Origin of the sequence: Thioalkalivibrio sp. ALE12, from assembly GCF_000381105.1 — a bacterium.
GTDB lineage: Bacteria > Pseudomonadota > Gammaproteobacteria > Ectothiorhodospirales > Ectothiorhodospiraceae > Thioalkalivibrio.
The window spans coordinates 505800-519179 of the sequence record NZ_KB905906.1 but is presented as its reverse complement, the minus strand read 5'-3'; the positions used below and the strand labels follow the sequence as shown (position 1 = coordinate 519179).

Sequence of the window (13380 nt, the reverse complement as noted above, 5' to 3'; positions counted from 1 at the left end):
CTTACCGCTTGGCTACGGCCCAATAACTCTGGACTTACTCTGTCTCGACACCGCCTGGCGGCAGCCAGGCCCGCAGGGGCGACACGTTTACCAGCGGTGTCACCCAGCTGCGCCACGGAGCCGGCTGCGCGGACTGCGCCGCCCCAGCGGCCGCTTCGTCGGGGAACACCCCGAACACGCAACCGCCACTCCCGCTCAGGCGCGCCCGCGGCGTCTGCTCCGCCAGCCAGTGCAGCGCTCGATCCACCTCCGGATAACGAGCCCGCACCACCGGTTCGAACACGTTGACGAACCGGCTGGCGTCGACGGCGGACGAAATTGTCTCGGTGGGGCAGTCGCGTGTCAATTCCGCACACCCGAACATCGCCCCGGTGGCGACCGAAACCCCGGGGTCGATCAGCAGGATCCAGCCGGTATCCGGGGCCACGGCCGTGAGCCGCTCGCCCACACCCTCGGCCCAGGCTGCCTGGCCGACCACGAACACCGGTACGTCGGCACCCAGCTCCAGGCCGATCCCCACCAGCTGCTCGACATCACACCCCAGCTCGAACAGGGCATTCAAGGCCACCAGCGTGGTGGCGGCATCGGAACTGCCGCCCCCCAGGCCACCGCCCACCGGGATCCGCTTGTCGAGATGGATACGCACGCCAAATGGGGTCTTCGCCACCCGGGCCAGGCGCCGGGCCGCGCGCAGGCACAGGTTGTCGGCCCCGTCGATGGCCGCGCCCGCCATCTCGAAGCGCCCCGCCGGCAGGGGCTCGAAGCGCAGGCGATCCTCCAGCCCGAGGAACTGGAACACCGTCTGCAGCTCGTGATATCCGTCCGCCCGCCGGCCGGTGATATGCAGGAATCGATTGATCTTGGCGGGCGCGGGAAAAGTGGTGTCGAAGGCCCCGCCCGCGACGGCAGCGGTCATGACGGATCACCACCAAGCTGCCAGCGACCGATGCGGGCCCGCAATTCCACCCCTTCGCGCTCCAGCACCATGGTGACCGGCATCGCCAGGCCGTCGATTTCCTCGAACTCGTTGTACTCGATGGTCCAGCCGGACTGGTGGATCTCCAGTGGCCGGCCGTCCGCGTCGACATCCAGCTGGTACGAGGCCTCGGGGTGGAGCAGGCCACGCACCCAGTAGACCATGCCGCTGACCGGGATCGACTCGCCCAGGACCCGCGCGACGAGCGCATCCGGGTCCTGCGCCTGGAAACGCTCGCCGGACCGGGTCACCAGCAGCGCGCGGCCGTTCTCCGACAGCGTCAGCCGGCCACCACCGCGCCCCATCGGGCCGGACAGGTCCAGCACGTGCTGACCTTCCTGCACCCGCCAGTTGAGCTGGGCGGACCAGTATTCCTCGCCGGAGGCCAGCCCCAGGCGCGCGACCAGTCGCCAGCTGTCCAGCGCCTCCAGCTGTGCGGTGCGGGCCTCGAAGGCGGCCTCGGCGGCCGGCGAGGTATCCGCCTCTGGCAGGGGCGCGGCACAGCCACCCAGCAGAAGACCCAGGCCGACCAGCAGACCGGCCAGCCTCGCCCCGCCCGCAAGATCCCCGGGCTTCCGCATCCCCGCAGCCCGGCTCATTCGATCAGGTCGTTGCGTACGCGCTGCAGGCGTTCATGATCGGGCTCGCGCTCCAGCGCAGCCTCGAGGATCTCCCGCGCCTCGTCGCGCGCACCACGTTCCCAGAGGACGACGGCCAGATTGCTGGCGATCTCGCCGTCGTCCGACAGCGAGTACGCCCGGCGAAGCTGCGTCTCGGCCTCCTCCAGCCGGCCCAGGCGGTACAGCACCCAGCCGTAGCTGTCGATGATGGCGGCATCGTCCGGCTCCTGCTCGTAGGCACGCAGGATCAGGTCATAGGCCTCGTCATACCGCTCGGTGCGATCCGCCAGGGTGTACCCCAGCGCGTTCAGGGCCGCGACGTTCTCGGGATCGGACTCGAGGATCGTGCGGAAATCGGCCTCGGCGGCCGCGATGTCGTCCTCGCGCTCGTGGACCAGACCCCGCAGGTACAGCAGCCGGGTATCCCCGGGGAACTGCACCAGCCCGCGATTCAGCCGGGCGCGTGCCTCGGCATAGTCGCCGATCTCGCGCAGTGCGTTCGCCTCCGCCAGGTAGGCGCGGCGGGCCAGATCGTCGTCCACGCCCTGCTGCATCGGCGCAAACAAGTCACGCGCCGCCTCCTGGCCCTCGTGCCGGAGCGTCAGGCGCGCACTGCGCAGGCGCGCATCGTCGGCGTGATCACCCCCCTCTACGCGGCCATAGGCGGCCAGGGCGGCGTCCGGCTCGTCGGCCATCTCGTGCAGCCGACCAAGGTAGTACGCGACATCGTTCTCGCGCTCCCCCAGTGCGTCCAGGCGCTCCAGGTAATCCCGGGCCGGCCCCAGCTGCTCTGCCTCCAGGTTCATCAGGGCCAGCGCCAGCAGGAGCTGGGTATCCTCCGGCGCCAGCTCCACCAGGCGATCCATCTCCTCGCGGGCGAAGGCGTCATCCTCCATTTCGGTCAGGACGCGCGCATAGCCCAGCCGGGCCTCGCGGCTCTCCGGGTGCGCCTCCACCGTCGCGCGCAGGGTCTCGATTGCGGCGTCCTCCTGCCCGGCCTCGCTCTGGGCCCGCGCATGCAGCAGCTGCAGCGGCACCGAATCCGGGAAGCGCTCGCGGGCCGGCCCGGTCACCGCCAGCACCTCCTCGCCCGGCTCGCCGAAGCGGAGCGCGGCCTCGGCCAGTACACGGTGGACACCGACATCGTCGCTGCGCCGCTCGGCGAGCAGCCGCATGGTCTCCAGGGCGGCGGCCTGATCCTGGGCCTGGCCGATCACGCCGCCCAGCGTGGCGTTGGGGTCGCCACCCTGCACCACCACCCGATTCATCAGCGAATCCAGCTGTTCGGCCGCCTGTTCGGCATCCCCCGCATTGATCCGCAACACCGTCGAGACCTGGCTGGCCTCCATGCTCTCCGGCGCGAGCCGCAGCCAGCGGTCGGCCGACCGCTGGGCCTGCTCGTGATCGCGCGCGAACAGCGCGATGCGCGTGGCGCGTTCGGCAATGGCGGGATCGTCACTCAGCAGGGCCGCCGCCCCGTAGTAGCGCGCGGCCTCGGCATGCTCGCCGGAACGCACCGCGATCTCGGCGGCCAGCACGCTGAACATCAGCGCGGCCTCCGGATCCTCGGTCTGCATCAGCGGGAGCACCTCGGGGTGATCCGACTCCGGCGGTTCCGAGGCATCCAGTTGGGTGTGCGCGCAGCCCGCCAGGGAAAGCACGGCGGTCAGCGCGAGCAGGCTTCGAATCATCTTGTATCCAGTCGGCATCAGCACAGGCATACCGGGTGGGACGGGGCAGGCACCTGCGGGGTTCCATCCCCGCCGCAATCCAACGCCAGGGAATCGCTGATTAATGTGCACGCTCGCGTTGGCGCCCCAGGTTTTCCGAGACCAGGCGCGGCGTGCAGCGGGTAGTGGTTCTACCCGCAAGCGGCGCAACGCAGGATCGGGGAACAGGGGGCACCAACCCCACAAGCCATTGAAAGCAGGGGCTCGGCCGCTTTTGCGTGCGCACTGCGTTGCGGCTCCCTTGTGCAGAATGACTGCACGGCAGTCACCGCGCCTTGTTCGCACGCAAAAGCGACTCGAGCGCGTGCGTGCACATTAATCAGCGTTTCCCTAGCCTACAGCACAGTACACTATCGGGAAATTGGGCCACGCGCCCGCGTTTTCCGGCACAATACGCGCCAGCATGCTGTTCACTCTCGGGATCAATCACAAGACGGCACCGGTCGCCATTCGCGAGCGGCTTTCCGTCAACGAGCACGAGCTCGGCGAGGCCCTGCACTCGCTGCGCTCCGGCGTGCTGCTGCCGGAAACCGCGATCCTGTCGACCTGCAACCGCACCGAGGTCTACTTCCGCGAGGGCGACCCCCACAGCGAACAGCGCGTGCTCGACTGGATCGGCGGCTACCACGGCATCGACCGCGACGAACTGAAGCCCTACCTCTATCTGCACCACGACGGCTCCGCCGTGCGCCACACCCTGCGCGTAGCCAGCGGGCTGGACTCCATGGTCCTGGGCGAGCCGCAGATCCTGGGACAGATGAAGACCGCCTACCAGCATGCCCACGACGCCGGCACGCTGGGGCGTTCGCTGGAACGGCTGTTTCAGCACGCCTTCGCCACCGCCAAGGACGTACGCACCCAGACCGCCATCGGCCAGAGCGCCGTCTCGGTCGCCTTCGCCGCGGTCTCGCTGGCACGCCAGATCTTCGGTGACCTGAAGCCCCTGACCGCGCTGGTCATCGGTGCCGGCGAGACCATCGAACTGGCCCTGCAGCACCTCTCCGGTGGCGGCATTGGCAACGTGATCGTGGCCAACCGCACGGTCGAGCGCGCCCGCGCGGTGGCCGGGCGTTTCGACGCCGAGGCCATCAGCCTCGACCAGCTCCCGGACCGCCTGGCCGATGCCGATATCGTGATCTCCTCCACCGCCGCGCCGTTGCCCATCCTGGGCAAGGGGGCGGTGGAACGCGCCCTGCGCAAGCGGCGCCACAAGCCGATGTTCATGGTCGACATCGCCGTGCCGCGCGACATCGAGCCCGAAGTCGGCCAGCTCGAGGACGTCTACCTCTACACCGTCGACGACCTGCAGGAGGTCATCGACGAGAACATGGCCTCGCGCCAGGCCGCGGCCGAACAGGCCGAAGAGATCATCACCCAGCGCGCCGGCGAATTCATGCGCTGGCTGCGGGCCCGCGACTCGGTGGACAGCATCCGCCAGCTGCGCCAGCGCGCCGACAGCGTGAAGGCGGAAGCCCTGGCGAAAGCCGAGGCGATGCTGCGCGCCGGCAAGTCGCCGGAGGAGGCGATGCAGCTCCTGGCGCACAACCTGACCAACAAGCTGATGCACGCCCCCTGCAAATCGCTGAACACCGCGGCCCACGAGGGCGACGCCCGCCTGCTGGAGGCCGCGCACCGCCTGTTCCAGCTACCGGCCCCGGAAGACGACCCCGGCAACGATCCCGACTCCGGCACCCATTCGTGAAGGCCTCGTTCCGCACCAAGCTCGAGGGCCTGGCCGAGCGCCACGCCGAGATCGCGCAACTGCTGGCCACCCCGGATGCCGCCGAGGACCCGGACCAGCTGCGTCGTCTGTCCCAGGAATACAGCCAGTTGGAGCCGGTCGCCGAGGCCTGGAAGGCCTGGCACGAAAACCACGCCGCACTGGACGAGGCGCGCGCGATGCTCGCGGAGGACGACCCCGAACTGCGTGCGATGGCCGAGGCCGAGATCGAGGCCCTGACCGAACAGACCGAGGCCCTGGAGGCCGAGCTCTACCGCCACCTGATCCCGAAGGACCCGCACGACAACGCCAACGTGTTCCTCGAGATCCGCGCCGGCACCGGCGGTGACGAGGCCGCGCTGTTCGCCGGCGACCTGCTGCGCATGTACACCCGCTACGCCGAGCAGAAGAACTGGAAGCTGGAGATCCTCAGCGCCAGCGAAGGCGAGCATGGCGGCTACCGCGAGGTGATCGGGCGCCTGGCCGGTCAGGGCGCCTACTCGCGACTCAAGTTCGAATCCGGGGCCCATCGCGTGCAGCGCGTCCCCGAGACCGAATCCCAGGGCCGCATCCACACCTCCGCGGCCACGGTCGCCATCCTGCCGGAACTGGAGGAGGTCGAGATGCCGGAGATCAACCCGGCCGACCTGCGCGTGGACACCTTCCGCGCCTCCGGCGCCGGTGGCCAGCACGTGAACAAGACCGACTCCGCGGTGCGCCTGACCCACTTGCCCACCGGCATCGTGGTCGAATGCCAGGAAGAACGCTCGCAGCACAAGAACCGCGCAAAGGCCATGACCTATCTGGCCGCACGCATGTTCGAGGCCGAACGCGAGGCCCAGGCCGCCGCGCAGAGTGCCGAACGCAAGGGGCTGGTCGGCAGCGGCGACCGCTCCGAGCGCATCCGCACCTACAACTTCCCGCAGGGCCGCGTGACCGATCACCGCATCAACCTGACCCTGTACAAGCTGGAACAGGTGATGGCCGGCGACCTCGACCCGGTCATCGACCCGCTGATCCACGAATACCAGGCCGAGCAACTCGCCACTCTCTCCGAGGCGTAATGGAACCCCCGGCCACGCTGGACAGCCTGCTGCGGGACCTGCGCGCCCACCTGCAGGACGCCGGGATCGAGGCGCCCGGACTGGAGGCCCGCATGCTGCTGGGCGCCGCCACCGGCCTGGACACCGCGCAGCTGATCGCCCACGGCACCGACCCCGCCACGGCCGAACAGGCCGCCCGCGCCGACACGCTCTGCCAGCGCCGCTGCGCCGGCGAACCGATGGCCCACATCCTCGGCCGACGCAGCTTCTGGACACTGGACCTGGGCGTCTCCCCCGCCTGCCTGATCCCGCGCCCCGAAACCGAGCTGCTGGTGGAACAGGCGCTCCTGGCCATCGACACACTCGCAACCGACACCCCCCGGGTGCTGGACCTCGGCACCGGCCCCGGTACCATCATCCTGGCACTGAAAAGCGAACGCCCGCGCATCCGGGCCTTCGCCAGCGACCGCAGCCACGCGGCGCTGCAACAGGCGCAGACCAACGCGCGCGACCTGGGGCTGCCGGTCGGGCTGTGGCAGGGCGACTGGCTGGACGCGCTGACGCCAACGGCAGGGCTGGACATCATCACCTGCAACCCGCCGTACATCGACCCGGATGATCCGCACCTGACCCGTGGCGACCTGCGCTTCGAACCGCGTTCGGCCCTGGCGGCGGACGCCCATGGCCTGGCCGACCTGTACCGGGTGATCGATACCGCCCGGCCCCACCTGAATCGCGGCGGATGGCTGCTGCTGGAACACGGCTTCGATCAGGGCCCGTCCGTGCGGGACCGCCTGCAACAGGCGGGCTACCGGGCGATCCGGACCTTGAGGGACCCCGCCGGCCACGAACGGACCACGCTGGGGATGCACTGACCCGGGGCTACCGCTGAATCGGTTGGCGCTTGCAACCATCACAAAAAAGCCCCGGCCATAAGCCGGGGCTCGCAGTGCGTCGGGGACGCATCCGGATCAGAGCGGCAGGCGCAGGTGCAGGTTGACCGAGCCGCTGGGCGAAGAACGGTGGCGGTAGCGGCTCGAGCGGTTGTCATAGTAGTGGTAGTGATGATGCTCGTAGCTGCGCGAGCGCTTGTGATGGCCGCGGCCGCGCTGTTTCGCGCGCTTGGCCTGCTTGTGGCCGTGGGCACCCGGGTGGCCGCGGTAGTGCTTGTGCCCCCGAGAATGTCCATGCCGCACAGGCTGCAGCGCGGCGGCATCGAAGCTGGCGCCGGCCACCGACGGCAGCGCGCCGGTGACCGGCTGGGCCGCGTGGGTGGGGGCGGCCAGGGCAAGCGCCAGCAATGCCGCAGGTACCAGAATCGTGAGTCGCTTCATGAGTGATCCCTCCTTCCATTCGGGTCGTCCGCGCGTTCCTCAGGAGCGTCGACCGACCCGTGGTTGTGGCAGGATTGCCAGGATTCAGCCTATTCCGCGTTCCTGAACGGTACCCAACTGAGGCCGCCGGCGAGCGTGACGCCGGTTACAATTTCGGCCTTTCTCCGGAGACCTGCTCCATGGATGACGACCAGCTCCTGCGGTACAGCCGCCAGATCATGCTCCCCGGCGTGGGAGTGGAGGGTCAGGAGGCCCTGCGGCAGGCGCATGCGGTGATCATGGGACTGGGCGGACTGGGCTCTCCGGTCGCCGCCTACCTGGCCGCAGCCGGCGTGGGCCGCCTGACCCTGGTGGACCCGGACCACGTCGAGGTGACCAACCTGCAGCGCCAGATCCTGCATACCGATGCCGACATCGGCCGCGACAAGGTCGCCTCGGCGACCGACCGCATCGCCGCGATGAACCCCGCCTGCCGGGTGGAGGCGCGCGCCGAACGTCTCGACGACGCGGCCATGCGCCGGCTGTTCGCCGACGCCGACGCGGTCCTGGACGGCACGGACAACTTCGCCGCCCGCGGGGCCATCAGCCGGGCCGCGCTGGCGGCCGGCACGCCACTGGTCTCCGGCGCCGTGATCCGTTTCGAGGGGCAGCTGACCACCTTCGACTACCGCGATCCCGGGGCGGCCTGCTACCACTGTCTCTACGGCGAAGGGGGCGGCGACGAGGACACCTGCGCCGCCAACGGGGTGCTGGCCAGTCTGCCCGGCGTGGTCGGCAGCCTGCAGGCCACCGAGGCGCTGAAGCTGCTGATGGGCCTGCCGACCCTGAGCGGCCGGCTGCTGATCCTCGACGGACTGGCCATGCAGTTCCGGGAGATTCGCCTGCGGCGCGACCCCGGCTGCCCCGCGTGTGGCCACCGCCACGCCCCGTCCTGAACCCGGGGCAACCCCGATTCAGGCGCAGGAGCGCGGATTAAACGGCAGGACCTTGCCGGAGGCCGCCGGCGGCCCGGCCTCGGCCAGTGCGGCCGCGAGCTCCGGCTCCATCGCCGACAGGGTGCGGTTCATCACCATGCTGGCCATGGCGTGGAACAGCAGCAGTTCGCAGGCCACTGGACGATGCAGGCTGCGCCGCCCCCGGGAGTGAAAGGCGGTCCAGGCGACCACCGGCATATCGTTCAGCACCCGGTCGACCACAATCCACGCATCGCGCTGGAGGATCAGATCCAGATGCTTCAGCCCGGGCGGCGACAGGCGCACCTCCGGCCCCAGACGGGCCAGGGCACGCCGCACCTGGTTGAAGTAACGCGCCTCCACCAGCCAGCCGGGGCGGACATCCAGGGTCGGGATTTCGGTATGCCGGGAATACATTGCGCCCCCGTCTGCGAACGCTGCTAGATCAGTCCTGCTTCTATAGCAAGACCACGGGCGCTCGGGGGCTCGGCCCGCGCCCGGCCGGCGACCGGGGGTCACGGCGGGCTAACGAGAGGGTGCGGCGGGAGGGCCGCAAAGGGCTGACTACTGACGGGTGTCCGGGGTCGGAGGCTGGGTACCCTCGGCGGCGCAGAGGGCCTCGGCATCGACCGGGTCGAAGTGGTAGTGGGCGTTGCAGAATTCGCAGGTCACATCCACCGCGCCCTGCTCCTCGATGATGCCGCGGATCTCGTCACGGCCGAGGCTGCGCAGGGTCTCGCCGATACGCTCGCGGGAACACGGGCAGTGAAAGCTGACGCCCGTGCCGTCGAACAGGCGCACGCGCTCTTCGGCGAACAGCCGGCCCAGCAGCGTGCCGGCATCCAGCTCCAGCAACTCCTCGGCGGTGGTGGTCTCGGCCAGGATCGTCGCGCGGTTCCATGCCTCCGAGTCCCGCGTGACCGCATCGCCGCCCTCGCCCGGGAGCGCCTGCAACAGCATGCCGGCCGCGGACTCCGACCCGCTGGCCAGCCAGAGCCGGGTCGGCAGCTGCTCCGAACGCTCGAAGTAGACATTCATGGCATCCGCGAGGGTCTCGCCCTCCAGCTCGACCACGCCCTGGTAGCGCTCGCCACCGTCGCCGGGGTCCAGCGTCAGCATCAGCCGCGCGTCCTCGCCGGCACACTCGGCCAGGGTGGCGCCCTCGGGCGGCGTCTCGCGAAAGCGGGCGAGCCCGCGCAGCCGGCCCTGGCCATCGGCCTGGGCCACGATCATGTGCACGGGGCCGGGACCGGTCACCTGCAGGATCAACGAGCCATTGAACTTGAGCGTGGCCGCGGTCAGGGCCACGGCCGCATAGGCCTGGCCCAGCAGATCGCGCACCAAGGGCGGGTACTCGTGGCGCTGCAGCAGGGCCTGCCAGGCGGCGTCGAGGTGCACCCATTCACCACGCACCCCGGCCTCCTCCAGCATGAAGCGATGCAGGGTGTCGGCCTCACGCATGGGATCGCGGTCCGCGCATCAACCGTCCAGCTTCGCCTTCAGGCGCTCGTTGACCTGGGCCGGGTTGGCCTTGCCCTGGGTGGCCTTCATCACCTGGCCGACGAAGAAGCCGAACAGCTTGTCCTTGCCGCCGCGGTACTGCTCGAGCTGCTGCGGGTTGTTGGCCATGACCTCGTCGATGATGGCGTCGATCGCGCCGGTGTCGGTGATCTGCTTGAGGCCCTTGGCCTCGATCACCGCGTCGGCGTCGCCCTCGCCGTTCCACATCGCCTCGAAGACCTCCTTGGCGATCTTGCCGGAGATGGTCTCGTCCTGGATGCGCGCGATCAGTCCGGCCAGACCGTCGGCGTTGACCGGGGCCTCCCCCAGTTCCACCTCGGAGCGGTTGAGCGCGGCGGAGAATTCGCCCATCACCCAGTTGGCGGCCAGCTTGGGTGCATCGCAGCCGGCGGCCACGGCCTCGTAGAAGTCGCCCATCTCGCGGGTCGCGGTCAGCACGCCGGCGTCGTAGTCCGACAGGCCGTACTGCTCGACGAAGCGCGCGCGCTTGGCGTCCGGCAGCTCCGGGAGCTTTTCGCGCACGGTCTCGATGAAGGCGCTGTCCACGACCAGTGGCAGCAGATCCGGATCGGGGAAGTAGCGGTAGTCGTTGGCCTCTTCCTTGCTGCGCATGGAACGCGTCTCGTCGCGGTCCGGGTCGTACAGGCGGGTCTCCTGGACCACCGTGCCGCCACTCTCGATCACGTCGATCTGGCGTTCGACCTCGAAGTTGATCGCGCGCTCGACGAAGCGGAAGGAGTTCAGATTCTTCAGTTCCGCGCGGGTACCGAACTCGGTCTGTCCCTTCGGTCGGATCGAGACGTTCGCATCACAGCGGAAGCTGCCTTCCTGCATGTTGCCGTCGCAGATATCGAGATAGCGCACCAGCGAGTGCAGCTTCTTCATGTAGGCGACGGCTTCCTTCGCGGAGCGCAGCTCCGGCTCGGAGACGATCTCGATCAGCGGGGTACCGGCGCGGTTGAGGTCGATACCGGTCATCGCCTCGAAGCCCTCGTGCAGGCTCTTGCCGGCGTCCTCCTCGAGGTGCGCGCGGGTCACCCCGATGCGCTTGGTCGTGCCGTCTTCCAGCTCGATATCCAGGTGCCCCAGGCCCACGATCGGCAGCTCGAACTGCGAGATCTGGTAGCCCTTGGGGAGATCCGGATAAAAGTAGTTCTTGCGCGCGAACACCGAGCGCGGGGTGATCTCGGCGTTGATCGCGAGCCCCAGCATCACGGCCCGTTCGACCGCGCCCTGGTTCAGCACCGGCAGCACGCCCGGCATGCCCAGATCCACCGGGCAGGCCTGGCGGTTGGGCTCGGCGCCGTAGGCGGTGGGCGCCCCGGAGAAAATCTTGGAGACGGTATTGAGCTGGGCATGAATCTCCAGCCCGATGACGGTTTCCCATTCCATGCGGCGATCCTCAGGCGAAGGCCGCCGGCACACGCGTGTGCCAGTCGGTCTCTTGCTGATACTGGTGGGCGACGCCGAGCAGGCGCGCCTCGTCGAAGTAGTTGCCGATCAGCTGCAGCCCCACCGGCAGACCGTCGATCTCGCCGGCCGGCAGGGACATCGCCGGCAGCCCGGCGAGGTTCGCGGCGATGGTGTAGATGTCCGACAGGTACATGCTGACCGGATCGGCCTTGGCACCAAGTGAGAACGGCAGCTCCGGGGTGGTCGGGGCCAGCAGCACGTCCACGTCCGCAAACGCGCGGCGGAAGTCATCGGCGATGATACGGCGGACCTTCTGCGCCTTCAGGTAGTAGGCGTCGTAGTAGCCGGCGGACAGCACGTATGTGCCGACCATGATGCGGCGCTTCACCTCGTCGCCGAAGCCCTCCCCGCGCGAGCGGGTGTAGAGGTCCATCAGGTCCTCGGGGTTCTCGCAGCGATAGCCATAGCGCACGCCGTCGAAACGCGCGAGGTTGGAGGAACACTCCGCCGGGGCGACCACGTAGTAGGCCGGCACCGACAGGTGGCTGTTGGGCAGACCGACCTCGCGCACCTCGGCACCGCGGCCCTTGAGCACCTCGATGGCCGCGTCGATTACGCCGCGCACGCGCTCGTCGAGGCCCGCCTCGCCGAAGAACTCGGTCGGCAGCCCGATGCGCAGGCCCTTGAGGTCCTGGTTCAGACCGGCGGTGAAGTCCTCGGCCGGGCGTTCGACGCTGGTGGAGTCGCGCTCGTCGAAGCCCGCCATCGCGTTCAGCATCCGGCCGCAGTCCTCGGCGGTCGCGGCCATCGGCCCGCCCTGGTCGAGACTGGAGGCGAAGGCGATCATCCCGTAGCGCGAGACGCGGCCGTAGGTCGGCTTGAGCCCGGTAATGCCGCAGAACGCGGCCGGCTGGCGGATCGAGCCGCCGGTGTCGGTGCCGGTGGCCCCCGGCACCAGGCGCGCGCCCACCGCGGCGGCGGAGCCACCGGAGGAGCCACCCGGGACCCTCTCGGTATCCCAGGGATTGCGCACGGGCCCGTAGAAACTGGTCTCGTTGGAGGAGCCCATCGCGAACTCGTCCATGTTGGTCTTGCCCAGCATCACCGCCCCGGCGGCGTTCATGCGCTCAACCACGGTGGCGTTATAGGGCGAGACGAACGGATCCAGCATGCGCGAGCCGCAGGAGGTGCGCACGCCCTCGGTGCAGAAGATGTCCTTCTGCGCGATCGGAACACCCAGCAACGGCGCTTGCTCGCCCTGGGCCAGACGCGCGTCGGCGGCGTCGGCCTGCGCCAGCGCCTGCTCGGCGGTCACGGTGATAAAGCTGTTCAGTTGCGGATCGAGGCGCTCGATCCGGTCCAGATACAGCTGGGTCAGTTCGCGCGAACTGATCTCGCGGGCCTGGAGCTTGCGCACCCAGCCGGACAGGGTTTCCTGGGCCATGGTTTCGGGGACTCTTGCTGGCTAGAAGCGTGACGGATTCAACAGAACGGCGACAACGTGGATCACGCGCGGGGGATCACTCGATCACGCGCGGGACAAGGTACAGCCCGCCCTCGACGGCCGGGGCGATCGCCTGGTAGGCCTCGCGCCGGTCCGGCTCGGTGACCGCGTCCGGGCGCAGGCGCTGCTCGGCGTCCAGCGGGTGGGCCATCGGCTCGACACCCTCGATGGCCGCCCCATCCAGTTGTTCGACAAAGGCAAAGATATTGCTCAGCCCTCCCGCGAAATCCCGGGCCTGATCGTCGTTCATGGCCAGACGGGAGAGATGGGCGATGCGCCGGACTTCGGAGGTATCGACGGACATGGCGGGAAGGGTCCTGTTGCGTTCAGATTTTAGGGGAACACTGATCAATGAACACGCTCGCGCTCGAGTCGCTTTTGTGTGCGAACAAGGCGCGGCGACTGCCGTGCAGTCATTCTGCACAAGGGAACCGCAACGCCGTTCCCGCGCAAAAGCGGCCGAGCCCCTCGGGGTTGGCACCCCAGGTTCCCCGATCCGGCGTTGCGCCGCTTGCGGGTAGAACCACTACCCGCTGCGCGCCGCGCCTGGTCTCGGAAAACCTGGG

General features: G+C 69.1%; 13 protein-coding genes. 4 read left to right on the top strand and 9 right to left on the bottom strand.

All coding sequences use genetic code 11. The features are described from left to right. Positions 1-34: 34 nt before the first annotated feature. The 3 genes from ispE to F614_RS0105760 are packed head-to-tail and all read right to left on the bottom strand — an operon-like array spanning position 35 to position 3287. A complete protein-coding gene (gene ispE / locus F614_RS0105770) occupies positions 35-916 on the bottom strand; it encodes a 4-(cytidine 5'-diphospho)-2-C-methyl-D-erythritol kinase (RefSeq protein WP_018876038.1) in 882 nt (293 codons plus the stop codon). Further along, the gene (lolB, locus tag F614_RS0105765; protein ID WP_018876037.1) at positions 913-1557 is read right to left on the bottom strand and encodes a lipoprotein insertase outer membrane protein LolB; all 645 of its coding nucleotides are present in this window, start codon (positions 1555-1557) and stop codon (positions 913-915) included. Before lolB ends, ispE begins: the two co-directional genes overlap by 4 nt. Positions 1558-1571: 14 nt before the next feature. Then, positions 1572-3287 (bottom strand): tetratricopeptide repeat protein, encoded by a 1716-nt coding sequence (locus F614_RS0105760; protein WP_369771865.1) that lies wholly within the window; start codon positions 3285-3287, stop codon positions 1572-1574. A 442-nt stretch (positions 3288-3729) separates the two neighbouring features. Here F614_RS0105760 and hemA point away from each other — a divergent pair, with 442 nt between their 5' ends. From hemA to prmC, 3 genes are read left to right on the top strand one after another with little or no spacing between them, the layout of a single operon-like run. Beyond that, positions 3730-5028 (top strand): glutamyl-tRNA reductase, encoded by a 1299-nt coding sequence (gene hemA / locus F614_RS0105755; RefSeq protein ID WP_018865851.1) that lies wholly within the window; start codon positions 3730-3732, stop codon positions 5026-5028. After that, on the top strand, positions 5025-6110 hold the full coding sequence (gene prfA, locus F614_RS0105750; protein ID WP_019558451.1) for a peptide chain release factor 1: 1086 nt from the start codon (positions 5025-5027) through the stop codon (positions 6108-6110). The genes hemA and prfA overlap by 4 nt, the downstream gene beginning before the upstream one ends. After that, a complete protein-coding gene (gene prmC / locus F614_RS0105745; protein ID WP_019558450.1) occupies positions 6110-6964 on the top strand; it encodes a peptide chain release factor N(5)-glutamine methyltransferase in 855 nt (284 codons plus the stop codon). The genes prfA and prmC overlap by 1 nt, the downstream gene beginning before the upstream one ends. Positions 6965-7060: 96 nt before the next feature. On the opposite strand, the gene F614_RS0105740 is transcribed toward prmC, so the two are convergent. Next, positions 7061-7423, bottom strand: a complete 363-nt coding sequence (locus tag F614_RS0105740) for a hypothetical protein (protein ID WP_019558449.1) — start codon at positions 7421-7423, stop codon at positions 7061-7063. Between the two features lie 179 nt (positions 7424-7602). Between F614_RS0105740 and F614_RS0105735 the strand changes: the two genes are divergently transcribed. Further along, positions 7603-8358, top strand: a complete 756-nt coding sequence (locus F614_RS0105735; RefSeq protein WP_019558448.1) for a molybdopterin-synthase adenylyltransferase MoeB — start codon at positions 7603-7605, stop codon at positions 8356-8358. An 18-nt stretch (positions 8359-8376) separates the two neighbouring features. On the opposite strand, the gene F614_RS0105730 is transcribed toward F614_RS0105735, so the two are convergent. The 5 genes from F614_RS0105730 to gatC form a co-directional block, all read right to left on the bottom strand. Continuing rightward, on the bottom strand, positions 8377-8793 hold the full coding sequence (locus F614_RS0105730) for a hypothetical protein (RefSeq protein WP_018865856.1): 417 nt from the start codon (positions 8791-8793) through the stop codon (positions 8377-8379). Positions 8794-8940: 147 nt separating this feature from the next. Continuing rightward, entirely contained in the window at positions 8941-9837 is an 897-nt protein-coding gene (gene hslO / locus F614_RS0105725; RefSeq protein WP_018877270.1) for an Hsp33 family molecular chaperone HslO, read from the bottom strand. An 18-nt stretch (positions 9838-9855) separates the two neighbouring features. Further along, complete coding sequence (gene gatB, locus F614_RS0105720) at positions 9856-11289, bottom strand: Asp-tRNA(Asn)/Glu-tRNA(Gln) amidotransferase subunit GatB (protein ID WP_018876030.1); 1434 nt, start codon at positions 11287-11289, stop codon at positions 9856-9858. A gap of 10 nt (positions 11290-11299) precedes the next feature. Further along, positions 11300-12754, bottom strand: coding sequence for an Asp-tRNA(Asn)/Glu-tRNA(Gln) amidotransferase subunit GatA (gene gatA / locus F614_RS0105715; RefSeq protein WP_019558447.1), 1455 nt, complete (start codon positions 12752-12754; stop codon positions 11300-11302). 76 nt (positions 12755-12830) lie between these two features. Continuing rightward, positions 12831-13118, bottom strand: coding sequence for an Asp-tRNA(Asn)/Glu-tRNA(Gln) amidotransferase subunit GatC (gene gatC / locus F614_RS0105710; RefSeq protein WP_019558446.1), 288 nt, complete (start codon positions 13116-13118; stop codon positions 12831-12833). Positions 13119-13380: the final 262 nt, after the last annotated feature.